General features: G+C 60.9%; 25 protein-coding genes. 8 read left to right on the forward strand and 17 right to left on the reverse strand.

The window, feature by feature from the left end:
- Positions 1 to 117: 117 nt before the first annotated feature.
- The 14 genes from AAIH70_RS12145 to phnG all read right to left on the reverse strand — a co-directional run bounded on the left by AAIH70_RS12145 (position 118) and on the right by phnG (position 12,316).
- Positions 118 to 1,095: a Fe(3+) ABC transporter substrate-binding protein gene (locus tag AAIH70_RS12145; RefSeq protein ID WP_430034443.1), complete on the reverse strand. Its 978-nt coding sequence runs from the start codon at positions 1,093 to 1,095 to the stop codon at positions 118 to 120.
- Positions 1,096 to 1,280: 185 nt separating this feature from the next.
- Positions 1,281 to 2,315 carry an ABC transporter ATP-binding protein gene (locus AAIH70_RS12150; RefSeq protein WP_132275580.1) on the reverse strand — a complete coding sequence of 345 codons (1,035 nt, stop codon included), beginning with the start codon at positions 2,313 to 2,315 and terminating at the stop codon, positions 1,281 to 1,283.
- A gap of 99 nt (positions 2,316 to 2,414) precedes the next feature.
- Positions 2,415 to 2,990 carry a phosphonate metabolism protein/1,5-bisphosphokinase (PRPP-forming) PhnN gene (gene phnN, locus AAIH70_RS12155; RefSeq protein WP_132275577.1) on the reverse strand — a complete coding sequence of 192 codons (576 nt, stop codon included), beginning with the start codon at positions 2,988 to 2,990 and terminating at the stop codon, positions 2,415 to 2,417.
- Complete coding sequence (locus AAIH70_RS12160) at positions 2,980 to 4,119, reverse strand: alpha-D-ribose 1-methylphosphonate 5-triphosphate diphosphatase (protein ID WP_132275574.1); 1,140 nt, start codon at positions 4,117 to 4,119, stop codon at positions 2,980 to 2,982. The genes phnN and AAIH70_RS12160 overlap by 11 nt, the downstream gene beginning before the upstream one ends.
- 73 nt (positions 4,120 to 4,192) lie before the next feature.
- Positions 4,193 to 4,990, reverse strand: a complete 798-nt coding sequence (gene phnE, locus AAIH70_RS12165; RefSeq protein ID WP_245519195.1) for a phosphonate ABC transporter, permease protein PhnE — start codon at positions 4,988 to 4,990, stop codon at positions 4,193 to 4,195.
- 242 nt (positions 4,991 to 5,232) lie between these two features.
- Positions 5,233 to 6,228 (reverse strand): phosphonate ABC transporter substrate-binding protein, encoded by a 996-nt coding sequence (gene phnD / locus AAIH70_RS12170; protein WP_132275566.1) that lies wholly within the window; start codon positions 6,226 to 6,228, stop codon positions 5,233 to 5,235.
- A gap of 28 nt (positions 6,229 to 6,256) precedes the next feature.
- The gene (gene phnC / locus AAIH70_RS12175) at positions 6,257 to 7,099 is read right to left on the reverse strand and encodes a phosphonate ABC transporter ATP-binding protein (RefSeq protein WP_132275563.1); all 843 of its coding nucleotides are present in this window, start codon (positions 7,097 to 7,099) and stop codon (positions 6,257 to 6,259) included.
- 85 nt (positions 7,100 to 7,184) lie between these two features.
- Positions 7,185 to 7,805, reverse strand: coding sequence for a DapH/DapD/GlmU-related protein (locus AAIH70_RS12180; RefSeq protein ID WP_132275919.1), 621 nt, complete (start codon positions 7,803 to 7,805; stop codon positions 7,185 to 7,187).
- The gene (gene phnL, locus AAIH70_RS12185; RefSeq protein ID WP_132275560.1) at positions 7,805 to 8,539 is read right to left on the reverse strand and encodes a phosphonate C-P lyase system protein PhnL; all 735 of its coding nucleotides are present in this window, start codon (positions 8,537 to 8,539) and stop codon (positions 7,805 to 7,807) included. The genes AAIH70_RS12180 and phnL overlap by 1 nt, the downstream gene beginning before the upstream one ends.
- A 2-nt stretch (positions 8,540 to 8,541) precedes the next feature.
- Positions 8,542 to 9,315 carry a phosphonate C-P lyase system protein PhnK gene (gene phnK, locus AAIH70_RS12190; protein ID WP_132275557.1) on the reverse strand — a complete coding sequence of 258 codons (774 nt, stop codon included), beginning with the start codon at positions 9,313 to 9,315 and terminating at the stop codon, positions 8,542 to 8,544.
- Complete coding sequence (locus AAIH70_RS12195; RefSeq protein ID WP_132275554.1) at positions 9,312 to 10,205, reverse strand: alpha-D-ribose 1-methylphosphonate 5-phosphate C-P-lyase PhnJ; 894 nt, start codon at positions 10,203 to 10,205, stop codon at positions 9,312 to 9,314. The genes phnK and AAIH70_RS12195 overlap by 4 nt, the downstream gene beginning before the upstream one ends.
- A complete protein-coding gene (locus AAIH70_RS12200) occupies positions 10,202 to 11,293 on the reverse strand; it encodes a carbon-phosphorus lyase complex subunit PhnI (RefSeq protein WP_132275551.1) in 1,092 nt (363 codons plus the stop codon). Before AAIH70_RS12200 ends, AAIH70_RS12195 begins: the two co-directional genes overlap by 4 nt.
- Before the next feature lies 1 nt (position 11,294).
- Positions 11,295 to 11,915 carry a phosphonate C-P lyase system protein PhnH gene (gene phnH / locus AAIH70_RS12205; RefSeq protein WP_132275548.1) on the reverse strand — a complete coding sequence of 207 codons (621 nt, stop codon included), beginning with the start codon at positions 11,913 to 11,915 and terminating at the stop codon, positions 11,295 to 11,297.
- A complete protein-coding gene (phnG, locus tag AAIH70_RS12210; protein WP_245519194.1) occupies positions 11,915 to 12,316 on the reverse strand; it encodes a phosphonate C-P lyase system protein PhnG in 402 nt (133 codons plus the stop codon). Before phnG ends, phnH begins: the two co-directional genes overlap by 1 nt.
- 162 nt (positions 12,317 to 12,478) lie before the next feature.
- On the opposite strand from phnG, the gene phnF reads away from it, so the two are divergent.
- Positions 12,479 to 13,207: a phosphonate metabolism transcriptional regulator PhnF gene (phnF, locus tag AAIH70_RS12215; RefSeq protein ID WP_132275542.1), complete on the forward strand. Its 729-nt coding sequence runs from the start codon at positions 12,479 to 12,481 to the stop codon at positions 13,205 to 13,207.
- Positions 13,208 to 13,213: 6 nt separating this feature from the next.
- Here the strand turns inward: phnF and AAIH70_RS12220 are convergent, their stop codons facing one another.
- Complete coding sequence (locus AAIH70_RS12220; protein ID WP_132275539.1) at positions 13,214 to 14,248, reverse strand: dipeptidase; 1,035 nt, start codon at positions 14,246 to 14,248, stop codon at positions 13,214 to 13,216.
- Positions 14,249 to 14,453: 205 nt separating this feature from the next.
- On the opposite strand from AAIH70_RS12220, the gene AAIH70_RS12225 reads away from it, so the two are divergent.
- The 7 genes from AAIH70_RS12225 to AAIH70_RS12255 all read left to right on the forward strand — a co-directional run bounded on the left by AAIH70_RS12225 (position 14,454) and on the right by AAIH70_RS12255 (position 22,129).
- The gene (locus tag AAIH70_RS12225; protein WP_132275536.1) at positions 14,454 to 16,052 is read left to right on the forward strand and encodes an ABC transporter substrate-binding protein; all 1,599 of its coding nucleotides are present in this window, start codon (positions 14,454 to 14,456) and stop codon (positions 16,050 to 16,052) included.
- A complete protein-coding gene (locus tag AAIH70_RS12230) occupies positions 16,049 to 17,062 on the forward strand; it encodes an ABC transporter permease (protein ID WP_132275533.1) in 1,014 nt (337 codons plus the stop codon). Before AAIH70_RS12225 ends, AAIH70_RS12230 begins: the two co-directional genes overlap by 4 nt.
- The gene (gene nikC / locus AAIH70_RS12235; RefSeq protein WP_132275917.1) at positions 17,059 to 17,961 is read left to right on the forward strand and encodes a nickel transporter permease; all 903 of its coding nucleotides are present in this window, start codon (positions 17,059 to 17,061) and stop codon (positions 17,959 to 17,961) included. The genes AAIH70_RS12230 and nikC overlap by 4 nt, the downstream gene beginning before the upstream one ends.
- A 1-nt stretch (position 17,962) precedes the next feature.
- Entirely contained in the window at positions 17,963 to 18,790 is an 828-nt protein-coding gene (locus AAIH70_RS12240; protein WP_132275530.1) for an ABC transporter ATP-binding protein, read from the forward strand.
- The gene (locus tag AAIH70_RS12245; RefSeq protein ID WP_132275527.1) at positions 18,787 to 19,530 is read left to right on the forward strand and encodes an ABC transporter ATP-binding protein; all 744 of its coding nucleotides are present in this window, start codon (positions 18,787 to 18,789) and stop codon (positions 19,528 to 19,530) included. The genes AAIH70_RS12240 and AAIH70_RS12245 overlap by 4 nt, the downstream gene beginning before the upstream one ends.
- Positions 19,531 to 19,682: 152 nt before the next feature.
- Entirely contained in the window at positions 19,683 to 21,182 is a 1,500-nt protein-coding gene (locus AAIH70_RS12250; RefSeq protein ID WP_132275524.1) for a serine hydrolase domain-containing protein, read from the forward strand.
- Positions 21,183 to 21,244: 62 nt separating this feature from the next.
- Positions 21,245 to 22,129, forward strand: a complete 885-nt coding sequence (locus tag AAIH70_RS12255; RefSeq protein WP_132275521.1) for a LysR family transcriptional regulator — start codon at positions 21,245 to 21,247, stop codon at positions 22,127 to 22,129.
- A gap of 56 nt (positions 22,130 to 22,185) precedes the next feature.
- Here the strand turns inward: AAIH70_RS12255 and AAIH70_RS12260 are convergent, their stop codons facing one another.
- Together AAIH70_RS12260 and AAIH70_RS12265 are read right to left on the reverse strand one after the other, a co-directional pair.
- Positions 22,186 to 23,052, reverse strand: a complete 867-nt coding sequence (locus AAIH70_RS12260) for a D-amino-acid transaminase (protein WP_132275518.1) — start codon at positions 23,050 to 23,052, stop codon at positions 22,186 to 22,188.
- 29 nt (positions 23,053 to 23,081) lie between these two features.
- Positions 23,082 to 24,131, reverse strand: a complete 1,050-nt coding sequence (locus tag AAIH70_RS12265; protein WP_132275515.1) for a P1 family peptidase — start codon at positions 24,129 to 24,131, stop codon at positions 23,082 to 23,084.
- Positions 24,132 to 24,242: the final 111 nt, after the last annotated feature.

Consider the following 24,242-nt stretch of genomic DNA (forward strand, 5'->3'; position numbering starts at 1 on the left):
CGAGACAAGTAGACCTTGGCAGATCCTCGGGACAAGCCCGAGGATGACAAAAAGGGAAGGCGGATGGCCTTTCACGAAAACGATGAAGGCGCCCCGACGGGACGCCTTCCCTAGCCGTTAGTTGTCGAAACCGACCTTGTCGACCAGTTCGCTCGCCTGCTTGCGATGGCTGACGATTTCAGACAGCGGCTTGTTGTCGACCTTCAGCGTGCCGAAAGAGGCGATGATCGGATCGACAGCAGCACCGGCCTTTACCGGGTATTCGTAATTGGCTTCGGCATAGATCTTCTGGGCTTCGTCGGAGACGAGATATTCCAGGAATTTCACGGCTTCGGCCTTGTTCGGCGAATTTTTGGCAACGGCCGCGCCGCTGATATTCACCTGGGTGCCGCCATCCTTGAAGGTCGGCAGGATGACCTTGATCGCTTCAGCCCACTTGACCTGCTCTTCGCCACCCTTGCCGGACTTCATCAGGCCGACATAATAGGAGTTGGCGATGCCGATATCGCAAATGCCGCCGAGGATATCCTTGGCCGCATCGCGGTCACCACCGGCCGCCTTGCGCGCCAGGTTGGCCTTGACGCCGGTCAGCCACTTTTCGGTTTCTTCCGCACCGTGATGGGCGATGTAATCGGCAAACAGCGCTGTGTTATAGGGATGCTGGCCAGAACGGATGCAGACCTTGCCCTTCCATTTCGGATCGGCAAGATCCTCGTAGTTGAACGCGGCGAGATCGAGATCCTTGGCGGCGTAAAGCACGCGGGCGCGGTAGGACAGGCCGAACCAATGGCCCTTGCCGTCGCGCAGCTCGGCCGGGATGGCCGAATTCAGCACGGAGGACTCAACCGACTGGGTCACGCCCTTTTCCGCCAGATCGACGAGATTGCCGGCATCGACGGCCATCAGAATATCGGCCGGCGAGCTTGCGCCTTCCGAAGAAACACGCTCGGCCAAACCATCTTTCATGAAGACGGTGTTCACCTTGGTGCCGGTGGATTTCGTATAGGCTTCGAGAAGCGGTGCGATCAGGGCCGGTTCGCGCGTCGTGTAGACGTTAATTTCAGCCGCCGCGGCAAGCGACGGTGCGGACAGCATTGAAGCGGCGAGAAGCGTGGAGGCCAGAATGGCATGAGGTTTCATGATAACTCCCCCGTTAAAGAAACACGAGAGGTTTGCAGCAGTTCTTGACCGGTTTGGTCAAGTTTAAATTCCCTGAGATGGCAGGGCCTCACGCAAACTTTATCGATGCGTTATATGCGTCGGCAATCAATGGTACACCATTAAAACACCATCGTCCGTTCAGGCAGAATGCTGATTTTCACCGCCTCCGTGCCGGATGGCAGGCGCTCGCGGGTGATCACCTTCAAGGGCAAATCTAGACCATCGACGCGCAACAAGACCTGCTCGCTGTCGCCCTGAAAGATGCGCTGTTCGATACGTGCGGAAAAATCGCCGCGATCGACAGACACGACAATCCCCTGCGGGCGCAGATACAAAATCGTGCCACTCTCTGGGCCAGAGCCTTGCGCACCTGAGAAACTGCCAAGCGCCGTTTCAAGACGACCATCGCGCCAGGAACCGGGCACCTTGTTGAAGCTGCCGAAAAACTCGGCGGCATAGCTGTTCACCGGCCGGTCGTGCAGATCATAAGCGGTGCCGGCCTGCACGATTTCGCCCGATCTCATCAACACGACGCGGTCACCGACCGATAGTGCTTCCTGCGGGTCATGCGTGACCATGATCACAGTGGCATCCAGTGAGCGCAGCAGCGACAGCGTATCGGTGCGCACCTTGTCGCGCAGTCCCTGATCGAGATTGGAAAATGGTTCGTCCATCAGGATGACGGCGGGTTGCGGCGCCAAGGCCCGCGCCAACGCCACACGCTGCTGCTCGCCGCCAGACAGGGTATGCGGAAACCGTTCGGCCAGATGGTCGATGCCGACACGGCGGATGACATCCTCGGCCATGGCGACCGCTTCTGTCCGGGCGCGGCTTTTGAGGCCGAATAGGATATTGTCGCGCACGCTCAAGTGCGGGAAAAGCGCGTAATCCTGAAACACGAAACCGACGCCACGCACTTCCGGCTCGACAAACGTGTTGCCGTCGACTTCGCGACCATCGAGAACAACACGGCCGGAATCGACCGTTTCGACGCCTGAAATGATGCGCAGCAATGTCGACTTGCCGCAGCCGGAATGGCCGACCAGCGAAACGATTTCGCCCTTGGCTATATCCAGCGATATGCCGTTGACGGCCGCCGTCGTTCCGAAAACACGGCTGACATTTTCCAGCCGGACGGCGATATTTTCCTGCATGCGCGGCAATCTCCTCTTGCGGGCGGGAACCTGCCACAGAGCGTCACGCCGGTGAAGAGTGCCGGCATCACGATCAGGAGATTTGCTGCAAACCGCCGATCAGGACGCTGATTTCGCCCCTGCAAGATAGGCTTCGAGGGCATCCACGGCATCGTCCAGCTGTCCGGAATTGTCGATGGTGACGATGCGACCTGGCAGGTTCGGCACCGAAATCGGCATTTCGCGGGCAACGCGGCTGCGGATGTCGTCAGCCGTTTCGCGGCCGCGGGCGAGCAAACGCTCGACACGGATTTCCGGGCGTGCGGTGATTTCCAACACATCCATGCGAGTGAAACGCGATGCCGCTTCGGAGAGAACGGCACGCGACAGATTGGCGACCATCGTGCCACCCGATGCGACATGGTCTGCGGCTTCGCGGCGCAGCGAATAACACAGGCCATGCGCTTCCCAATCGAGGCAGAACGCACCGTCCTTGCGGGCATCGGCAAATTCCGAGCGCGACAGAACTTCGTGATCCTCGTTGTCGGGATCAGCATCGCGGGTAATGACACGCTGGGCGAAACGGATATCCGGGCGATCGCTCAAACGCGCTGCCACGGCCCGCATCAACGTGTCCTTGCCGGCACCGCTCGGGCCGACGACGGCAACAAACAGGCCCTTTTTCTCAGCAGACACGATTGCCCTCCCGCCAGACGCCGGAAACGACCGGCGGCAGGTCGCGCTCGGCGCGCACACGCACCAGATCGGCGCGGCGGCCGACTTCGATACGGCCACGATCGTTGAGACCGGCGGCACGGGCCGGATTGTCGGAGATCAGACGCACGGCCTGCGGCAGGTCGGCAAGGCCGCGATCGGTCAGAACGAACGCCGCCTGCATCATCGAAAACGGAATATAGTCGGATGACAGGATGTCGAGCGCGCCTTTTTCGAGAAGGTCGAGCGCCGAGACATTGCCGGAATGCGAACCGCCGCGCACCACATTCGGCGCACCCATCAGCACCTGCAAACCGGCTTCACGCGACAGGACGGCGGCTTCGATCGTGGTCGGGAATTCGGCAAGCGCGATGCCGAGTTCGACACCTTCTGCCACATGGGCGGCGGTCGCATCGTCATGCGAGGCAATCGAAATACCGGCTTCATGGCAAAGTTCGGCGATACGTTTGCGATTGCGGTCGGAATTGGCTTCGGATTCGGCGATGCGGCGGGCGCTGAACGCGTCGAACTCCGCATTCGAAAGCTTTTTCTTGCCCTGATAATAGATGCGATAGGCTTCCAGACTGACGAACTGGCGCTGGCCCGGCGCGTGATCCATCAGCGAGGCCAGCCGCACACGGTCATTGCCTTCCATCATCGCAAACTGTTCGGCGACATCCGCCATCGAGACTTCGCAGCGCAGATGGATAAAATGTTCGGCGCGCAAACGACCGGCGGCATTGGCCTGCGATATTTTCGACGCCATCGCCGCCATGTCGGCAGGGCCGAGATCGGTATCGTCGTCGATGCCGACACGCAGCGCATCGAAGACGGTGGTGATGCCGGAGCTTGCCACCTGACCGTCATGCGCCTGAAGCGCCGCATCCATGTTCCAGCGCACCTTCGGGCGCGGCTGGAAATGGGTTTCCAAATGGTCGGTATGCAGTTCGACGCAGCCGGGAAGCAGATAATCACCATTCAGGTCGATGCCATTGGCCGAAGGGCTGGTGGAGATGTCGGCGATCTTGCCGTCGCGCACCTGCACGCTGCCGGTGACGATTTCGTCGGCCAGCACGATGGCGCAATTGGTGAAGATGGTTTCTTGTTTCATGTCTGGGGTCATGGTGTGATTCACAGCTTACGGAGCGTTTTCGATACGCTCAAGGAAAAGAATGCGGAAAGTGTCAGATCACCAGTTTGCGCAACTGCTGGGACAGAAGGTCCATCAGGCTGACGGTGATGATGACGATGATGAGCATGGCCGAGGCCTGCGGGTAATAAAAACCACGGATGCTTTCGAACAGAACCTGGCCAATGCCGCCGGCGCCGATGACGCCGAGCACGGTGGCGGAGCGGATGTTGGATTCCAGACGATAAAGCGACAGCGAGATCCAGAGCGGCAGAACCTGCGGAATGACGCCGAACAGGACCTGCTGAACGCGCGAGGCACCGGTGGTGCGGATCGCTTCGACCGGGCGCGGATCGATGGCTTCGACGGCTTCGGAAAAGAGTTTTGACAGCGTGCCGGTCGTATGGATGAACAGCGCCATGACGCCCGCGAACGGACCAAGGCCGACGGCGACGACGAACAGAACGGCAAACACCACTTCATGGATGGCGCGGAACATGTCCATCAGGCGGCGGACTGGCTGGTTGATCCACCAGGGCGCCATGTTGTTGGCCGAAAGAATGCCAAGCGGCACGGAGAGAGCGACGGCCAGAAATGTGCCCCAGAGTGCGATCTGCACGGTGACGACCATTTCCTCGAGATAAAAGCGCCACTCGCTGAAATCGGGTTTCAGGAAGCCGCTGGCATATTCGGCCATATTGCCGGCATCGGTGAAGAGGTAGGTCCAGCGGCCCATTTCGGCCGGCCCCCAGCTATAGGCGAGCGCGGCAATCACCGTCAGCAGGAGCAGGCCATTGCGCGCACTGCCGGGTTGTTTCGGCAGCGGCTTGGTCGTGGCGGTGGTGGAGGTCATCGTCGCGTCGCTCATTGTGTGGGGGTTGTGCCGGAAGAAGGGCCAGCCCTCCAAGAGGCAAGCCGACCAGTTGAATTCCGTCATCCTCGGCCTTGTGTCGAGGATCTAACCACGTGCCTGATATCAGGCAGCTGCAGATCCTCGGGACAGGCCCGAGGATGACGGCGGAGAGACTTGCGCCCTTCGGCGTTAGCCGGGGCAGGCCCAAAAGCCTGCCCCGCGATCGTTCAGACCAACTGAAATCAGTTGGTGCTGACCTTGGCGAGTTCGGCTTCGAACTTGGTCTTCTGGGCCGTCAGATCCTTGATCTTGGCTTCCTTGGCGGCAGCGTCCAGCTTGGCGTCGCCCTGCGTCTGGCTGATCGACTTGGTCAGTTCCATGACGCGGATCGGCAGAAGCTGGTTGTCGCTCGAGGCGCGGAACGGTGCCCACTTCAGGCCAGCAAGGATCTTCTTTTCTTCCTCGACATTGCCCTTCGACTTGTCGGTGCCGTAGGTCAGGAAGAATTCGCGGATCTTGCCCTTGTTTTCTTCCGACAGATCCTTGCGCCAGACGATCGGGTCAGCCGGGATCAGCGGCGAGCGCCAGATTTCGCGGATGTTGTCGTAAGCCTTCGGATTGTTCTGCTTGATCAGCGCCATGCTCTCAGTGTTGTTGGCAGCAGCATCAACCTGCTTGTTGGCAACGGCCATGGCATTGGTTTCGTGGTTGGCATTGGTGACGTTCTTGAAGCACTTCTTCGGCTCGATATTGTTCTTGGAGAACACGAAGGTCATCGGAACGAGGAAGCCGGAGGTGGAGTTCGGGTCACCGAGGCCAAAGTTGATCGACTGGTCGCATTTCAGGACCTGATCGATGTTCTGGATCGGGCTGTCCTTCGGAACGATGACAACGGACCAGTAGCCCGGCTCGCCGGTGGCGGCGACGCTCTGCACGAATACTTCGCCATCGGCGCGATCGACGGCTTCCATCGCCGACTTGTTGCCGTACCAGGCCATCTGCACCTTGTTGAAGCGCATGCCTTCGATGATGCCGGCGTAATCGGAGGCGAAGAACGGCTTGACGTCGAGGCCGGTCTTTTCCTTCATGTCGTCGAGCAGCGGCTGCCAGCTGGTCTTCAGGTTCTGCTGGGATTCGGTCGAGATGATGCCAAAATTGATCGTGTCTGCCGCAAAGGCTGCGGAGCTCATGGTGAAGACGACGGACATCGTCGCCATGCTTTTCAGTAGAGCGTTCATCGTATTTCTCCGAGTTTTCAAAGAGTGATCAGGCGAGCTCCAGCTCGGCCCGTGGACGTTCTCGCTCCGCGGCAACGCTGGGAGCAGCTTGACCGGCCGGGGCATCCGGCAGGACCAGTTCTTCCGAGGCCGCACCGTAAAGTTCGGCCAGGAATTCGTTGGAAAGCGCAGTCGACGGTCCGTCATAGACGATCGCGCCGTCACGCATGGCGATGGTGCGCGGGCAATAACGGCGCGCATATTCCACCTGATGCAGCGACACGACGACGGTGATGCCGTCTTCGGAATTGATGCTGGACAGGACGTCCATGACGCGGCGGGCAGAGGATGGGTCCAGCGCCGAGATCGGTTCGTCGGCGATCAGAATTTCCGCTTCCTGCACCAGCGTGCGGGCAATCGCTGCGCGCTGCTGCTGGCCGCCCGAGAGCGTCGAGGACCGCTGGGCAAACACCTGCGGAATACCGACACGCTCCAGAGCACGGTGCGCCACCTGCTTTTCGTCGCGATTGAAGAGACCGAGTGTACCGCGCCAGCGCGGCGTGCGGCCCAGATGGCCGATCAGCACATTGGTCATCACCGACAGACGGCCGACCAGATTGAACTGCTGGAAGATGACCGAGACGCGGCCGCGCTTCAGCCGCGGGTTGATGCGCCCGCCGTCCTGACACAGATCGCCCAGCACATCGATACGGCCACCCTTGATATCGGCGGTTTCGAGGCCGGCAATGTGGCGGATCAACGTGCTCTTGCCGGAGCCCGACGCGCCGATCAGGGCCACCATCTCGCCGGGCTCGACGGTGAGGCTCACCTTGTCGAGGGCGCGGTTGCGTCCAAAAGTCTTCGACAGATTAGAGACGGTAATGGCTGTCATTTTCTTCCCCTGAACGGTTCGGGTTTCAAGAAACTCTGACGATGTTTTGGTGATGTTTCGGCGACATTTGCGTGAAACTTCTGTGTCAGACGCCGTATTTCCCCAGGAAGTCTTCTGCAGACAGGTCACGAAAATCCTGCAATGCTTCGAACAACTGTTCGTGAGGCCAATCCCACCATGCAAGTGCATCCATGCGCGCGCCGATACCGGCGGAAAAACGCTCGCGGATCAGCTTGGCCGGCACGCCACCGACGATGGTGTAGGGCGCCACATCCCGGCTGACGACGGCCCCTGCCCCGATCACCGCACCATTGCCGACCTTCACGCCGGGCAGCACGGTCACGCCGTGGCCGATCCAGACATCATGGCCGATGATCACGCGCTTCGCGCGGCGGGCTGCAAAGAAGTCCGCCTCGTTTTCGGCGCCGTCGAAATAATCGCCGGCACGGTAGGTGAAGTGGTGCAGTGTTGCGCGTTCAGTCGGGTGATTGGTGGCATTGAGGCGGACGGCAGCGGCAATGTTGACGAACTTGCCGATCTCCGCGCACCACACCATGCAATTTTCCCTGACATAGGAATAATCGCCCATTGTGGTTTCGGTGACGATCGAGCCGGCCGCCACTTCAGTGTAACGACCGAGCTTGCTGTCAGTCACGACGGCGGTCGGATCAACAAAGGGAACGGTGGCGGAAAGCTGCTTTTGCATCACGCGGCCTTTCGTGCGGAGAAGGCGGAGACATCGATGGTGCGAGTCGCCACCGCATCACGCACCGGTTGATCGTGAAAGATGCCGAGGATGGCAGTGCCGGCATCCAGTTTTTCCTGGATCATCGAAATGACCACGTCACGATTGGCGGCATCGAGCGACGCCGTCGGCTCGTCGAGCAGCAGGATCGGGTGATCGGTGATGAAACCACGAGCGATGTTGACGCGCTGTTTTTCGCCACCGGAGAAGGTGGCGGGTGGCAGGTCGAACAGCGCTTCCGGCAGATGCAGGCGGTTGAGCAGGCCAGCTGCCTTTTCGGCAGCAACAGCCCGGTCGACACCACGCGACACCAGCGGTTCGGCGACGATATCGAGCGCCGAGACACGGGGGACTGCGCGCAAAAACTGGCTGACGTAGCCGATGCAATCTCGCCGCAGATCGAGCACAAGACGCGGATCACCGGCACCGAGATCACGAGCCTCGCCCGATGTCCTGTCGCGGATCAGGATTTCGCCGCTGTCGATGGCGTAATTGCCGTAGACCATACGCAGGATCGACGACTTGCCGACGCCCGACGGTCCGCCGAGCACGACACATTCGCCGGCAAACAGTTCGAAATTCACATCATTGACGACCGGCAGGATGACGCCGTCACGCAGATGCATGGTGAAGGACTTTGCCACCTGCCGCACTGAAAGAAGCGCGTTGCCTGTCTCTTGGATTACAACGGTCATGATCACGACTCCAGGATCGAGGCGACGAGAAGCTGGGTATAGGGATGATGCGGATCATCGAGCACGCGGTCGGTGAGACCGGTTTCGACGATGCGCCCATTCTTCATGACGATCATCCGCTGCGACAGAAGGCGGGCGACTGCCAGATCGTGGGTGACGATCACCACCGCAAGCCCGAGATCGCTGACGAGACCACGCAAAAGATCGAGCACACGCGCCTGCACCGAGACGTCCAGACCACCGGTCGGCTCGTCCATGAAGATCAGGCGCGGGCGGGTGACGAGATTGCGGGCGATCTGCAGGCGCTGACGCATGCCGCCGGAAAAGGCGACAGGCTTGTCATCGATACGGTCACCGGCGATTTCCACGCGGCCGAGCCATTCGGTGGCGGTATCGCGGATCTCGCCATAATGGCGATCACCGATCGCCATCAGGCGTTCGCCGACATTGGCACCGGCGGAAACCCGCATGCGAAGACCATCGGCGGGGTTCTGGTGCACAAAACCCCAGTCGGTACGCATCAGAAAGCGCCGCTCGGCTTCCGACAGGTCGGCCAAATCAGGAAACCGACCGTCGCGCATATGGTATTGGATGCTGCCGCTGGAACGCTCCAGCCGACCGGAAATGCAGTTGAGCAGCGTCGTCTTGCCGGAGCCGGATTCACCGACGATAGCGACCACTTCGCCCGGCCAGACATCGAAGGAGATATCCGTGCAGCCGATGAAATCGCCGTAACGGCGCTCAAGGTCTCGGACGGAAAGGATGGGAGAGGTCATGCCGCGTCCTCCTTGACGGTCTCTTGGCCCGCAATCGGCAGGCCCGTCCCGTGATGGCCGTCTTGACGGCGCGTTTCGCAATGGTCGGTATCGGAGCAGACATACATGCGGCCGCCGCGATCATCGGTCACCACTTCGTCGAGATAGACGCCGGTGGCGTTACAGAGCGCGCAGGGCTGCTTGAATTTCTGCACCTGAAACGGGTGATCCTCGAAATCGAGGCTGACGACATGGGTGAAGGGCGGCAGCGCGTAAATGCGCTTTTCGCGACCGGCACCGAACAACTGCAAGGCCGGCGAACCGTTCATCTTTGGATTGTCGAATTTCGGGATCGGCGATGGGTCCATGACATACCGATCCTCGACCTTGACCGGATAGGCATAGGTGGTGGCGATATGACCGTGCTGGGCAATATCCTCGTAGAGTTTTACATGGATGAGGCCGTATTCCTCCAGCCCGTGCATGACACGGGTTTCGGTCTCGCGCGGCTCGAGGAAACGTAGGGGTTCCGGGATCGGCACCTGATAGACGATGACCTGACCGGCGGAGAGCGGCGCTTCCGGGATACGGTGTCGCGTCTGGATGACCGTTGCGTCGGCTGTTTTCGTCGTCGTCGCCACATTGGCAGTCTTGGCGAAAAAGGCGCGGATGGAAACTGCATTGGTGGTGTCGTCGGCGCCCTGATCGATAACCTTCAGTACATCGTCGGGCCCGAGGATCGCCGCCGTCACCTGCACACCGCCGGTGCCCCAGCCATATGGCATCGGCATTTCGCGCGAGGCGAACGGCACCTGATAACCGGGGATGGCGATGCCTTTCAGGATCGCGCGGCGGATCATCCGCTTTGTCTGTTCGTCCAGATAGGCGAAATTGTACTCTGGAAGGGTCATTCCGCGGCCTCCCTCATCTCGTCGTTAGTGGCCTTGGCCGTGTTCAACGTGCGCAACAGGTCGAGTTCGGCCTGGAAGTCGACGTAATGCGGCAGTTTCAGGTGTTCGACGAAACCTGTCGCCTGCACGTTGTCGCAATGGGCGAGCACGAATTCCTCATCCTGCGCCGGCGCCAGCCGCTGTTCATCGAATTCGTCGGCGCGCAGGGCGCGGTCAACGAGGCTCATGGCCATCGCCTTGCGTTCGGACTGGCCGAAAACCAGACCGTAACCACGGGTGAACTTTGCGCCCTCTTCGCTGCCGCCGGTGAACTGCGACACCATCTGGCATTCGGTCACCCGAACGCTGCCGAGCGAGACGGCAAAACCGAGTTCCGGCACATCGATCTCGACATCGACCAGACCGATGCGGATTTCACCGACAAACGGATGGGTGCGGCCGTAACCGCGCTGCGTCGAATACCCGAGCGAGAGGAGAAAACCCTCGTCGCCACGCGCCAGAGCCTGAAGGCGCACATCGCGATCGGCCGGAAAAGCGGTCGGATCGCGGGTAAGGTCACCCGGCTCTTCGTCGGACAGAACATCGCGCTCGATCAGGCCTTCATCGTTGAGAATGTCGGTCACCCGAGGTGCGCGGCGCTCATCCTCGCGGGCACGGCGCAGCGGTTCATCGACCGGCGCGTCTCCAGCCATGGCCGGATCGATCAGGCGGTGGGTGTAATCGAAGGTCGGCCCCAGAAGCTGGCCACCCGGAATATCCTTATAGGTGGCGGAGACACGGCGTTCGATGCGCATCTTCGCGGTATCGATCGGCCGCGAATTTCCGAAACGCGCCAGCGTGGTGCGGTAGGCACGCAGCAGAAAGATCGCCTCGATCATGTCGCCACGCGACTGGCGCACGGCCATGGCGGCGAGATCTGGATCGTAGAGCGAACCTTCGGCCATGACACGATCGACGGCGAGCGCCAGTTGGCCGGTAATCTGCTCCAGCGTCAGCGCCGGTACATCACGATCACCACGACGACGATCGGCCAGCAGACGGTGGGCATTGGCAATGGCGGCTTCCCCGCCTTTTACGGCTACATACATGTCAGAACTCCTCGATCCGCGTCGTGCGGGGGAGCGCGATCGCCTCACCGCCGCAAACCAGCACGACATCCAGCCCGAGCGGATAAGCGGCGCGGTTTTCCGCCATGACGGCGACAAATCCCTCCGGCAGGCCGCTAGGTGCGATCACCGTTTGCGTTTCGATGCCGGGGCCGGTGAGTGTCAGAGGCTGACCGCCGACAAGGCTTTCGACCGGCAGAAGCAGCGTGGCGGAACGATCCGGGTAATCGCTGGTGCCGATCGGGAAGGATGCCCATGCTGAAACGGGACTTGCCTTTTCCAGCACGGCAAAACCGGCGCGAAGAACATCGGCCGTGCGCGGCGCACCGGTGTGAAACGACATCCAGCCGATGGCGTCGTCATTGTTTTCCGGCTTTTCGAACCAGACGGGCGTATCGTAATCGGCAAGCGTCAGCAGGATGGCGGCTGCTGCCTGCGACATTGGTGCCGGCGGGGTAACGAAGCCGGCGAGATCGGCAATGGTGCCCGGCTGCGCCAGCGCATTCATCACACGACGAAATACGGCCTGACTATCCATCACCGGATTGGCAAAGCCACCTTCAAAGACATGGCCTTCCGAACGCGCATTGATCGAAACACTCATCAGTCTTCTCCCCGCACCATGGTGAAGAAGTCGACACGCGTCGCTTCCGTCTCTTCAGCCTGAATTGCGGCCTGATCGCGGGCATGCTGCAGCGCCGGCTCGACAATCGATTTTTCCACGCGGGCCACCCAGTCCGGCAGCTGGCGCAGCGCATCGAGATGGGCGACCATACGCGCCTTGTCGGCATCACGACCGAGCACGATCGAATGGCCGAGTTCACCGCTCTCCAGCCGCACCGTGGCGCGTGTCACGCTGGCCTCGCCGAGATTGAACGGCGCACCACCGCCGCCGATCCGGCCGCGCAGCATGATGGCGCCGATTTCCGGACCACGAACCGCAATGGCGCCGGGCGCGCCGGCTGTATTCTGATTGTAAAGTTCATGGAGCAAACTGGCCGGCATGGACGCCATCGCATCCAGGGCCCGCTTTCTCCGCGCATTCGCTGTTTCTGCTGTCATGTCGCACCTATTTGTCTATTTGTGTAGACAACTAATCTAATCGAGGTTATAGAGCCTGACCAGTGACAGCTTGATGACATTTCGCATTTTTTAAGGACTACCCTCATGCACGCCCTCGATGACGGCATTTCCCGCTGGCGCCGCGTCGCCGACGCCATCCGCGCCGACATCGCTTCCGGCGTGATCGCACAGCAGCTTCCGCCCGAGGTCGAGCTTGCCGAACGTCATGGCGTCAACCGCCATACGGTGCGCCGCGCCATTGCGGCTCTCTCGACCGAGGGATTGCTGCGCGCCGAGCGCGGTCGCGGCACATTTGTCAACGCCCAGCCGCCACGCGTCATCTATCCGATCGGCGAGCGCGTGCGTTTTCGCGAAAACATGATGAAACAGTCGATCGAGCCGTCAGGCCGGCTGATCGGCGCAGAGCGTGTGGCCGCCGATGCGCGGCAGGCGGCATTGCTGAATATCTCGGTCGGCGCGCCTTTGCACCGGCTGGAGCGGCTGGCCGTGGTGGATGGCATGCCGATGTCGCGCTCCACCTCGCTGTTTTCGGTGGAGCGTTTTCCAGACATCATTTCGGCTTACGCGGAAACCGGCTCGATCACGCAGGCATTGCAAAAATCGGGCGTCAGCGATTACCGCCGCCGCGAAACCCGCATCACCGCCGAGCGCGTGTCACCCCATGACGCCGAACTGCTGCAATGCGCAGCCGACGCCATCGTGTTGATCAGCAATGCCGTCGATGTCGATATGGAGGACAAACCGGTCCAGAGCGTGCGCACGCGCTTTCTCGCGGACCGGTTCGAGCTTTCGTTCAAGCCGGACGTGGACTGAACCTTCTCAGGCCCAAGTGCGTTCGAGAACGGAAATCCAGTTCTCGTGGCCGATCTTCTTCAATTCCGCGTCGTTGAAGCCATGTTTGCGCAGCGCCTCGACCAGACGCGGCAGTCCGGCTGCATCCTTGATTTCGTTCGGGATCGTAGTGCCGTCGAAGTCGGAACCGAGCGCCACGCGGTCGATGCCGATCCGCTCGGCAATATAGGCGACATGGCGCACCAGCAGGTCGAGACTGGTATTGGCATCCTTAATGCCGTCGTCACGCAAGAACAGAACGCCAAAATTGATGCCGACGAGACCGTCCGTATCGCGGATGGCGTCGAGCTGGCGGTCGGTCAGGTTGCGGCTGTGGTTGCACAGCGCATGCACGTTGGAATGCGAGGCGACCAGCGGCGCATTCGAAAGCTTGGCAATTTCCCAGAAGCCGGCCTCGTTCATGTGCGACAGGTCAACCATGATTTTCAGCTCGTTGCAGGCGCGGATGAGATCGCGGCCAGCCTCAGTGAGGCCCGGGCCGATATCCGGCGTCGACGGGTAACGGAACGGCACACCATAGGCAAAGACGTTCGGGCGGCTCCAGACCGGGCCGAGTGTGCGCAGGCCTGCCTGATGCAGCACGTAAAGCGCATCAAGATCGGCGGCCACCGCTTCCGCGCCCTCGATGTGGAAGACCGCGGCAAAGCTGCCGGTTTCGATCGAGCGGCGGATATCATCGGCCGTGCGGCACACCGTCACACCACCTTGCGACCGTGCCTCGATATCGAACAACAACCGCGCCATCGCCAGCGTTTCATTGATGGCATCCGGCTGCGTCGGCGTCGGGTAATCACCGTTCGCGTCCTTCGTCATGCTTGGCGAAGGAACGTAGATAGCGCAGAGGCCACCGGCCAGACCGCCGGCCTTGGCGCGCGGCAAGTCGATATGCCCGACATCTTCTCCCTCGAGAAAACGCTTTACCGGATCAGCGCCGCCGTCGCGTCGCAGGCGAAGCAGCACGTCATTATGGCCATCGAAGATCGGAAGAAAATTGTTCAACATTTTCTGAAGTGTCCCGCCGGAGCATTGAGGTTTCGGTTATCCGTAAGTAGGTGGTGGCGCGGTCGCAAATGCAAACCGCGCATAACCTATGCGAAAAATGGAATTGGTCGGTTTTTAAACGCACTGTTAAGACCGCCGAAAATTGCGGCAAAATCTTGCCTGCCCCTCAAATCCCAGGGGCCGGCTTATCAAGGGGAATATAGCAATGGTATCAAGACGCAACTTTCTGATCGGCGGCGCAGCCGTCCCGTTCCTGTCCTATCTCGAACTGGCCGAAACCGCTTTTGCGGCCACGCCGAAGGATATTCTGGTCGTTGCACAGCAGCTCGACAACATGACCAGCCTTGACCCGCATGAGGGTTTTGAGGCCGTCGGCGGCGAGATGATCAGCAACATGTACCAGAAGCTGGTACGCGCCAACAGCGACAACCCCGACACCGTGACCCCGGTCATTGCCGCTTCCTGGGAAGCCGATGCCGACAACAAGGTTTTCACCTTCAAGCTGGCCGATGCCAAGTTCGCCTCCGGCGCTGCCGTCACGGCCGACGACGTTGCGTTCTCGCTGCAGCGCGCCATCAAGATGAACAAGAGCCCGGCCTTCATCATCAACCAGTTCGGCTTCACGGCTGACAATGTTGAAGCCCGCATCGTCGCCAAGGACGCAAAGACCGTCACGCTGACGACCGAAACACCCACCGCGATCTCCTTCCTGCTGTTCTGCCTGTCGGCGAACATCGGCGCCATCGTCGAAAAGAAGACCGTTCTCGAAAACGAAGTGAACGGCGACCTCGGCAATGCCTGGTTGCAGAAGAACAGCGCCGGTTCCGGCCCGTTCAAGCTGCAGGCCTGGAAGGCTTCGGAAAGCATCGCGCTGACGCTGAACGAACACGGTCCTTACAAGGGCAACCTGAAGCGTGTCATCATCCGCCACGTTGTCGATCCGTCCTCGCAGATGCTGATGCTCCAGAAGGGCGACGTCGATATTGCCCGCGACCTGACCTCGGAACAGCTAAAGGCGCTGCAGTCTGACGAAAACGTCACGCTGGTGCGCAAGCAGATCGCTTCGCTGGTGCTGATCTCGCTCAACCAGAACAATGCCAACCTTGCCAAGCCGCAGGTATGGCAGGCTGTGAAGTGGGCGCTCGATTACGAAGGCATGCAGAAGAACATCGTGCCGCTGACGCACGTCGTTCACCAGAGCATGGAGCCTGCCGGTTTCCCGGGCACCGTCACCGACACGCCGTTCAAGCAGAACGTCGAAAAGGCCAAGGCACTGATGGCCGAGGCCGGTCTCGCAGACGGTTTCGACATCACCCTCGACCACTATGCGGCCCAGCCCTACCCGGATCTCGCACAGGCGATCCAGGCCAACCTCGGCGCCATCGGCATCCGCGTAAAGCTGCAGTCGGCTGAAAACCGTCAGGTTCTCACCAAGATGCGCGCCCGCGGCCATGAAATGGCACTGTCGGCATGGGGCACGGACTATTTCGATCCGAACTCGAACGCCGAAGTGTTCTGCATCAACAAGGACAATTCGGACGACGCCAAGAAGAAGCCGTTCGCATGGCGCTCCAGCTTCAAGAACGATGACCTGGCCGCCAAGGCAGAAGCTGCCCGCGACGAGAAGGACCCGGCAAAGCGTCTGGAACTTTACGAAGCCCTGCAGCGCGAGTTCATGGAAAACAGCCCGTTCGCCGTCATGTTCCAGACCACCAAGACAGCTGCCTGCCGCAAGAACACCACCGGCTTCCAGCTCGGCGTTCTGTCTGAAGGCAATTCTTATCTGGAGACTTCCAAGGCGTGAACAAGCGTTTCAAAAGCCTTGCAGCAACACTGAGCAGCGTCCTCCTGACGCTGTTCGGTTTGACTGTGCTGACTTTCCTCATCGGCCGGGTCATGCCGGTCGATCCGGTCATTGCCGCCGTTGGCGACAATGCACCGGAGGATGTCATTCTTCGCGTACGCACTGAGATGGGCCTTGATCAGCCCATTCCGGTGCAGTTCCTGCATTATCTCAACCAGCTGATCCATGGCGATTTCGGCATGTCGGTTCTGACCAAGAACCCGGTCGCGACCGATATCGTCCGCTTTTTCCCGGCGACGTTCGAGCTTGCCACCGCAGCCCTGCTGCTGGCGGCACTGATCGGCATTCCGCTCGGCGTCTGGGCGGCCGTCCGTCAGGGCTCGTTGACCGATCAGGCCATCCGCGTCGTCTGCCTTGCCGGCCATTCCGTGCCGGTGTTCATGCTGTCGCTGATCTCGCTTTTGATCTTCTATTCGTGGCTCGATATCGCCCCCGGCCCCGGCCGGCAGGACATCATCTTTGACGGCATGATCGATACGGTCACCGGCATCCTGACCATCGACACGCTGATTGCCGGCGATTTCGATGCCTTCCGGGACGCGCTGGCGCATATGGCGCAGCCGGTCATCATCCTTGCCTATTTTTCGATGGCCTATATCGCCCGCATGACGCGCGCCTTCATGATCGACGCGCTGAAGGGTGAGTATGTCATCACCGCCCGCGCCAAGGGTCTGTCGCTGACCACGGTTATCTGGGGTCACGCCTTCCCGACGGTTGCCGTGCAGCTCGTCACCGTCATCGCGCTGACCTATGCCGGCCTTCTCGAAGGCGCCGTTGTCACAGAGACCGTGTTCTCGTGGCCGGGCATCGGCCAATATCTGACCGTTTCGCTGATGAATGCGGACATGAACCCGGTCATCGGCACCACGCTTCTGATCGGCCTCATCTATGTCGGCCTCAACCTGATTGCGGACATTCTCTACCGCGTCCTCGATCCACGGGTACAATAATGATCGCCACCTTCCGAAACTGGGCGCTGGACGAAAATCCGTCCTCGCGCCGCCAGGCCGCCTGGGGCAACTGGTACCGCATCTGGCTGAACCTGCGCGGCAATCCGCTCGGCATGATCGGCCTGACCATCATCCTGATCTTCATCGGCATCGCCCTGTTCGCGCCGCTGCTGGCAACGCATGATCCGGCAGCGCAGGATCTTGCCAATCGTCTGGCCGCGCCGAGTGCCGCTCACTGGTTCGGCACCGACGAACTCGGCCGCGACATCTATTCGCGCCTGTTCTACGGCGGCCGCGTCACGCTGGGCATGGTTATCGCCGTCGTGGTTCTCGTGGCTCCGATCGGGCTCGCCATCGGCTGCATCGCCGGTTATTTCGGCGGCGTCGTCGATACCATCCTGATGCGCATCACCGACATCTTTCTGGCCTTCCCGCGTCTGGTTCTGGCGCTCGCTTTCGTGGCCGCCCTGCAGCCCGGTGTCGAAAGCGCCGTGCTCGCCATCGCGCTGACCGCATGGCCGCCTTATGCCCGCATGGCACGCGCCGAAACGCTGACCGTTCGCGGCAGCGACTTCATCGCGGCTTACCGCCTGACCGGTGGCTCTTCGTGGCGCATCATCTTCCGCCACATCATGCCGCTCTGCGTGCCGACGCTGATCGTGCGCGTCACGCTCGACATGTCCTCGATCATCATCACCGCCGCCTCGCTCGGCTTCCTCGGCATGGGCGCGCAGCCGCCGTCGCCGGAATGGGGTGCGATGATTGCGACTGCCAAGCGCTTCATCTTCGAACAGTGGTGGGTTGCCGCCATTCCCGGCATCGCGATCTTCATGGTTTCGCTGGCCTTCAACTTCCTCGGCGACGCGCTGCGCGACGTCCTTGATCCGAAGGCGGCCTGATATGCTCGTTGAAATCAAGAACCTGCATATCGGCTTTGAAAGCCGCACCGGCTTTGCGCCCGCCGTCAAGGGCGTGTCGCTGACGCTCGGCACCGAAAAGCTCGGCATCGTCGGCGAAAGCGGCTCGGGCAAGAGCCTCACCGCCCGCGCCCTTATGAAGCTTCTGCCCAAACAGACGCGGATCGAAGCCGACAAGCTGGAATTCGACGGCATCGACATCCTGTCGGCGTCGGAAAAGCAGATGCGCACGATCCGCGGCAAGCGGGCCGGCTTCATTCTTCAGGACCCGAAATATTCGCTGAACCCGGTGAAAACGATCGGCAGCCAGGTGGCCGAATCCTGGCGCGCCCATAAGGGCGGCAGCAAGCGTGCAGCCCTTGAAGCCGCCATCAACCTGCTGGAAATGGTGAAAATCCGCGATCCACGCAAGGTGGCAAGCGCCTATCCGCACGAAGTTTCGGGCGGCATGGGCCAGCGCGTCATGATCGCCATGATGCTGGCACCCGATCCGGAACTGCTGATCGCCGACGAACCGACCTCGGCGCTTGACGCCACGGTGCAGGCGGAAATCCTGCGCCTGATCGAGGAACTGGTGTCGGAACGCGGCATGGGCCTGCTGCTCATCAGCCACGATCTGCCGCTGGTCTCGCATTTCTGCGACCGCGTCGCCGTCATGTATTCCGGCCGTGTGATGGAAGAACTGAAGGCATCCGAACTTTTGTCCGCGCAGCATCCTTATACGCGCGGGCTGCTCAACTGCATGCCCTCGCTGATCCATCCCAAGGAGCGCCTGCCTGTCCTTACCCGTGATCCGGAGTGGCTGAAATGACCATCGAGATCGACAATCTGCGCATCGCCTTCGGTGACAAGGAAGTCGTCAAGGGCGTGTCCTTCAACGTCGCCAAGGGCGCCAGCTTCGGCATCGTCGGCGAAAGCGGCTCGGGCAAATCCACCGTTCTGCGCGCCATGGCCGGCCTCAACAACGAATGGTCGGGCCGCATCGCCTTTTCCGGCGAGGATGCCCCGCTGTTTCGCCCGCCGGCCTTCTTCCGCAAGGTGCAGATGGTGTTTCAGGACCCATACGGCTCCCTGCATCCACGCCAGACGATCGACCGCATCCTGTCGGAACTGCCGCTCGTGCACGGCATGGACAATATCGACGACCGCATCGCCAAGGTGCTGGCTGCCGTTGCCCTGCCGCAGACGGCACGCTTCCGCTATCCGCACCAGCTGTCCGGCGGCCAGCGCCAGCGTGTGGCGATTGCCCGCGCGCTGATCGCCGAACCGGAAGTGCTGCTGCTCGATGAGCCGACCTCTGCGCTCGACGTCTCGGTTCAGGCGGAAATCCTGAACCTTCTTGCGGACCTGCGAGCCGAGCGGAACCTCACCTATGTGATGGTCAGCCACAATCTCAGCGTCATCGCCCATCTGTGCACCGAAGTGGGTGTGATGATCGATGGCCATATGGTGGAACAGGTCACCGCCGAGGATCTGAGGCTCGGCAATGTCAGCCACGCTCACACGCGCGAACTGCGCAGCCTGAGCGTGGAACTCGAAGAACCGGCCTGACAACAAGGCCTTTGCGCTTTCCGCCGTCATGCTCGGGCCTGTCCCGAGCATCCAACCACGTCGAATGCCTGGCGAGGGCTTAGATCCTCGGGACAAGCCCGAGGATGACGTGGGAGAGGTTCAATTCTCGTCATTGGAGAAGTGAGACATCGATGGCCAACTGGGAAAAAGCACAGGAAACCGCCAGGAAGTTTACCGGCGCATGGGGCAGCGACCAGCCCGGCGGCGCCGTGATCGGTTTCGATGCCAATGGCATCCGCTTCGCAGAAGTCGGTGGCGTCGAGAACCTCTCGACCATGGCGCCCTTCTCCGCCGATACGGTGGTGCGCTACGCCTCCGTCACCAAACACGCTTTTTGCGCCATGGTCTTGTCGCATCCTGAAGCAATCTCCCTCGAAGACACGCTCGGCCAGCATCTGCCCGAATTGCAGGAGCCGATGGCAAGCGTCACCGTCGGACGTGCGCTGGACATGAGCGGCGGTCTGCCGGACACGCGCGAATGCCTCTCCCTGCTCGGTCTTTCGGTCTACACCGAAACCAAGGCCGGCCCGTTGATGGAATTTCTGGCCCGCCAGACGCGCCTGAACTACGAGGCCGGCACCGAAGTTTCCTATTCCAACACCGGCTACCGCCTCGTTGAAACAGCACTTGAGCGCAAGGGCCTGTTCTTCCGCGATTTCATCCGCGATGCCGGCGCAAAAGCCGATGCCACGCTCGACGCCCCGGATGTCTGGAACGATGCCGTTGCCGGCCTTGTACCCGGTTACTGGCACGACGGCGAAAAATGGCAACTCTCGGCCGCCGGTCTGCATATCTCCGCCTCCGGCAGCATGACCGGCAGCGCCACCAGCCTTGCCAATTGGGTGCGTGCCCTGACTCTCGGCGAGGGATCGCTCGCCGGTATTCTCGACAATCTCGCGGCACCACGTGCCTTGGCCGACGGCTCCGAAAGCGGTTACGGCCTCGGCCTGCGCCGCACCGTCCTCGGTGGTCGCGAATTCACCGGCCATGGCGGTTCGCATCCGGGTTACAAGACCTATTTCCTCATCGACCAGACAAGCAAAAGCGGTTTCGTCATCGTCTCCAACCGCGAAGACACCAATGGCAACAAGATCGCACAGGAAGCCATGGCTGCCCTGTTCGATCTCGCCCTACCCGTCGCGGCCCCTGCCCTGAGCGATGGTCTCTACGTCACCGAAACCGGTCCCTTCTGGATCGAGGTCAAGGGATCGACCGTCACCTGGCTCGACGCCGACGATACCGCTTATGAAGATGTTGACGGTTACGTTTCGTCCTTCTCCGCCTCGTCGCCGATGCGCCTGAAGATGGAGGGCGATGCGATCGTCGGCCAGATCGGCCATCCGCCACGCAAGTTCCTGCCCGCCGTCGACACAGGTGTACCAGCCACGCTTGCCGGCCGCTGGTTCTCCGATGAAGGCGCCTATTTCGAGATCGATGGCGATGCCGTCGTCATGGGCGTCGGGCCGGTTCGTCACCGCATGCCGCTCACGGTTTTGGGCGGTGGACGCTTCCTGTTCACGCTGAAGGACGGCCCCTGGACCAAGCGCGTCTGCCTGCACGTTCTTGCCGAAAACCAGGTCGAACTGGTTCTGTCTCGCGCACGAATGATCGAATATAGCCGAGACGCGTGATTGCATTTTGCCACCAATCGGACCAATGAAAAACCGCAGCCGGTTTTGTTTTGGAGTGTTCGGTGGAAGTCAAATGGCTTGAAGATTTTCTGGCGCTCGCCCAGACGCTGAACTTTTCCAAGGCAGCGGACGAGCGCAACGTCACCCAATCCGCCTTCAGCCGCCGCATCCGGCAGCTGGAAGCCTGGGTCGGCACCAGCCTGATCGACCGTGCCACCTATCCCTCACGCCTCACCGAAGCCGGCAAACGTTTCGTGCCGATCGCCGAACAGACGCTGCAAGGTCTCTATCAGGCGCGCCGCAACCTGCAGCACGAAGAGGGCAATGATGCCCGAACTGTCACACTGACGGCGCTGCACACGCTGTCCTTCACCTTCTTTCCCGATTGGCTGAGCGATCTGCGCGGCAAGCTGGGACCGCTCGTGTCGCATATGCGCCCCGACTCGGGCAGCATGGACGAAAATCTCAATTCGCTGATCGACGGCGATTCCGATTTTCTGCTGACCTATCAGAACCTGCATGTGCCGATGCTGCTCGATCCGCAGTTCGAACATCACACGCTTGGTGCCGAAACCATCATTCCCGTCAGTGTGCCGGATGCGGATGGCCGGCCACAGCACGAGCTGGAGCCGGGATTTTCCCATGTCAGTTATCAGAAGACGTCGTTTTTCGGCCAGCTGGTGGCCGGCGCATTTGCCTCACGCCTGCCGACGGACAACCGCGTGCATGTCGGCAGCCATTCGGTCGGCCTGAAAGCCATGGCGCTATCGGGTTGGGGACTGGCCTGGATACCGGAAAGCCTCATCAACGCAGAACTGGCGGATGGCCGGCTGGTGCGCGCGGCAGAAACCGAATGGGATATCGAGGTGGAGATCCGGCTTTACCGGTCAAAAGAAAACCGGCGACCCATCGTCAGAAAAATCTGGGATGTTGTGGCCGCCGGCTAATTTCGTACCGCTTCAAAACGGGGATTGTTTCCTGAAGCGATACGAATTCCTGAAAATCAGACCGCCGTGCGGCGGGCATTGTCCATGTAAAGCGTGCGCAGGCGCTGGAACATCGGGCCGGCCTTGCCATCACCGACCGGCTTGCCGTCGATAAAGGTGATCGGCACGATGAAGTTGGATGCGCTGGTGAGGCAGGCTTCGCGCGCCGCCATCGCTTCTTCCACCGTGAACGGACGCTCCTCGATGGTCAGGCCCTGTTCGCGGGCAAGATCGAGAACGGCGAGACGCGTGCAGCCCGGCAGGATGGCCGTGCCATTGCCACGGGTGACGATCTTGTCGTCATGGGTGATGATATAGGCCGTCGACGACGCGCCTTCGGTGACAAAACCGTCTTCCACCATCCAGGCTTCATCGCAGCCTTCGGCCTTGGCGATACGCTTGGCCAGAACCTGCGGCAGCAGGCAGACGGTCTTGATGTCGCGACGTTCCCAGCGCTGGTCCGGCACGACCTTGACCTTCAGGCCCTTCTCAACGGCCGCGACATGTTCCAGCGTCTTTTCCTGCGTGAAGAGCAGAAGCGTCGGCTCGAGATTTTCCGAATAGAGGAAATTGCGGTCTTCGGCGCCACGCGTGTATTGCAGGTAGATCACGCCTTCGGTCAGCTTGTTGTCTTCGACCAGACGCTTTTCGATGGCAACGATCTCGTCCGTTGTGATCGGCAGATGGCCACCGATTTCCCGCACACTGCGCTCCAGGCGCGCCATATGCAGCGGGCTGTCAATCAGCTTGCCGTCCAGCACCGCCGTGACTTCATAAATGCCGTCGCCGAACAGGAAACCGCGATCAAAGATCGAGATATGCGCTTCGTTTTCGGGCAGGAAGGCGCCGTTGAGATAAACGGTGCGAGGCGTTGCGGCAGGCATGGGAACTCCGTGCGAATTTTCAGATATGATCAACGGCGCTTGAGAGCGTCGAGCGAAATGGCTTGGATTGTCGAAGGCTTGTTCGTGCCGGCATTGTAGCCGTGGGTCGTCGTCGCCATGGTCATCGAGTTGAGGATGGCTTCCTCGCTGGCTTCGATGACGGCTTCGAACAGCGGCGAAACGACATCATTGGAAAGAACCGGATAGCTGGCGACCGCCTTGCGACGCTCCGGCGTGCGGCGAACCTGTTCGGCCGTGGAAAACGCCAGCGCGTAATCACCCGATCCGTTGCTGAGCGCCGCCCCGGTGCGCGCCAAGCCGCCAAAACAGCGCTCCGCGAGACGCTTGAGATTGCGCGAGCACAACGGCGCGTCGGTCGCGACAATCATCACGATCGAGCCGTCCTTGTCATGTGCGCCGTCTGCCTCATAAGGCTGACCGGCCACCATCAGCTTGCCGCCATAGTTCGACTGAACGAGAACGCCGATCGTATAGGTTTCGCCAGCGGTGGAGACGACCCGCGAACTGCTGCCGATGCCGCCCTTGAGACCGAAGGCGACCGTGCCGGTCCCGGCGCCGATGGCGCCCTCCTCCACAGGGCCGACCTTTGCAGCAGCAAGTGCCTGCGACATTTCATCGACAGTTGGACGAGCAGCACGAATATCGTTCAGGCGGGAATCGTTGGTTTCGCCGACGACGGCATTCAGTGAAACGACACGTTCATTGCCGACCTGCGCCAGCGTATGGCGATTGATGGCTTCGATGGCACGCCCGACCCCAAGCGTGTTGGTCAGAAGGATCGGCGTCTCGATCTCACCCAGTTCGGCAATCTGGGTCGAACCGGCGAATTTGCCAAAGCCGTTGAAGACGGCGAGCGCCGCCGGAACCTTGTCCTGAAACAGATTGCCGTCATGCGGCAAAATGGCCGTCGCGCCGGTTCGCGTGCGGTCTCCTTCAATGCAGGTCACATGACCGACAGCCACGCCCGCAACGTCCGTGATCGCGTTCAACGCGCCGGTTTCGTAATGGCCGATAGACATGCCCAGCGCACGCAGACGCATGCGGTTTTCCAAGGTCATCGCGTAAGGTTCCAGTCTCGAATTGCGGCAAGCCTACTTGAGTGCAGCGCCCGCGGGCACAACAAAAACGGAATAGTTTCATGCCGGCTTTGCAACATCCGCGCTGCGGCG

The organism is Neorhizobium sp. BT27B, assembly GCF_050455485.1.
Lineage (GTDB): Bacteria > Pseudomonadota > Alphaproteobacteria > Rhizobiales > Rhizobiaceae > Neorhizobium.

Bases quoted from the DNA above. Each gene is read 5' to 3' on its own strand.
- AAIH70_RS12145 (WP_430034443.1), bottom strand. From the start codon at position 1,095: ATGCTGTCCGCACCGTCGCTTGCCGCGGCGGCTGAAATTAACGTCTAC.
- AAIH70_RS12150 (WP_132275580.1), bottom strand. From the start codon at position 2,315: ATGCAGGAAAATATCGCCGTCCGGCTGGAAAATGTCAGCCGTGTTTTC.
- AAIH70_RS12160 (WP_132275574.1), bottom strand. From the start codon at position 4,119: ATGAAACAAGAAACCATCTTCACCAATTGCGCCATCGTGCTGGCCGAC.
- phnE (WP_245519195.1), bottom strand. From the start codon at position 4,990: ATGACCTCCACCACCGCCACGACCAAGCCGCTGCCGAAACAACCCGGC.
- phnD (WP_132275566.1), bottom strand. From the start codon at position 6,228: ATGAACGCTCTACTGAAAAGCATGGCGACGATGTCCGTCGTCTTCACC.
- phnC (WP_132275563.1), bottom strand. From the start codon at position 7,099: ATGACAGCCATTACCGTCTCTAATCTGTCGAAGACTTTTGGACGCAAC.
- AAIH70_RS12180 (WP_132275919.1), bottom strand. From the start codon at position 7,805: ATGCAAAAGCAGCTTTCCGCCACCGTTCCCTTTGTTGATCCGACCGCC.
- phnL (WP_132275560.1), bottom strand. From the start codon at position 8,539: ATGACCGTTGTAATCCAAGAGACAGGCAACGCGCTTCTTTCAGTGCGG.
- phnK (WP_132275557.1), bottom strand. From the start codon at position 9,315: ATGACCTCTCCCATCCTTTCCGTCCGAGACCTTGAGCGCCGTTACGGC.
- AAIH70_RS12195 (WP_132275554.1), bottom strand. From the start codon at position 10,205: ATGACCCTTCCAGAGTACAATTTCGCCTATCTGGACGAACAGACAAAG.
- AAIH70_RS12200 (WP_132275551.1), bottom strand. From the start codon at position 11,293: ATGTATGTAGCCGTAAAAGGCGGGGAAGCCGCCATTGCCAATGCCCAC.
- phnH (WP_132275548.1), bottom strand. From the start codon at position 11,915: ATGAGTGTTTCGATCAATGCGCGTTCGGAAGGCCATGTCTTTGAAGGT.
- phnG (WP_245519194.1), bottom strand. From the start codon at position 12,316: ATGCCGGCCAGTTTGCTCCATGAACTTTACAATCAGAATACAGCCGGC.
- phnF (WP_132275542.1), top strand. From the start codon at position 12,479: ATGCACGCCCTCGATGACGGCATTTCCCGCTGGCGCCGCGTCGCCGAC.
- AAIH70_RS12220 (WP_132275539.1), bottom strand. From the start codon at position 14,248: ATGTTGAACAATTTTCTTCCGATCTTCGATGGCCATAATGACGTGCTG.
- AAIH70_RS12225 (WP_132275536.1), top strand. From the start codon at position 14,454: ATGGTATCAAGACGCAACTTTCTGATCGGCGGCGCAGCCGTCCCGTTC.
- AAIH70_RS12240 (WP_132275530.1), top strand. From the start codon at position 17,963: ATGCTCGTTGAAATCAAGAACCTGCATATCGGCTTTGAAAGCCGCACC.
- AAIH70_RS12245 (WP_132275527.1), top strand. From the start codon at position 18,787: ATGACCATCGAGATCGACAATCTGCGCATCGCCTTCGGTGACAAGGAA.
- AAIH70_RS12250 (WP_132275524.1), top strand. From the start codon at position 19,683: ATGGCCAACTGGGAAAAAGCACAGGAAACCGCCAGGAAGTTTACCGGC.
- AAIH70_RS12260 (WP_132275518.1), bottom strand. From the start codon at position 23,052: ATGCCTGCCGCAACGCCTCGCACCGTTTATCTCAACGGCGCCTTCCTG.
- AAIH70_RS12265 (WP_132275515.1), bottom strand. From the start codon at position 24,131: ATGACCTTGGAAAACCGCATGCGTCTGCGTGCGCTGGGCATGTCTATC.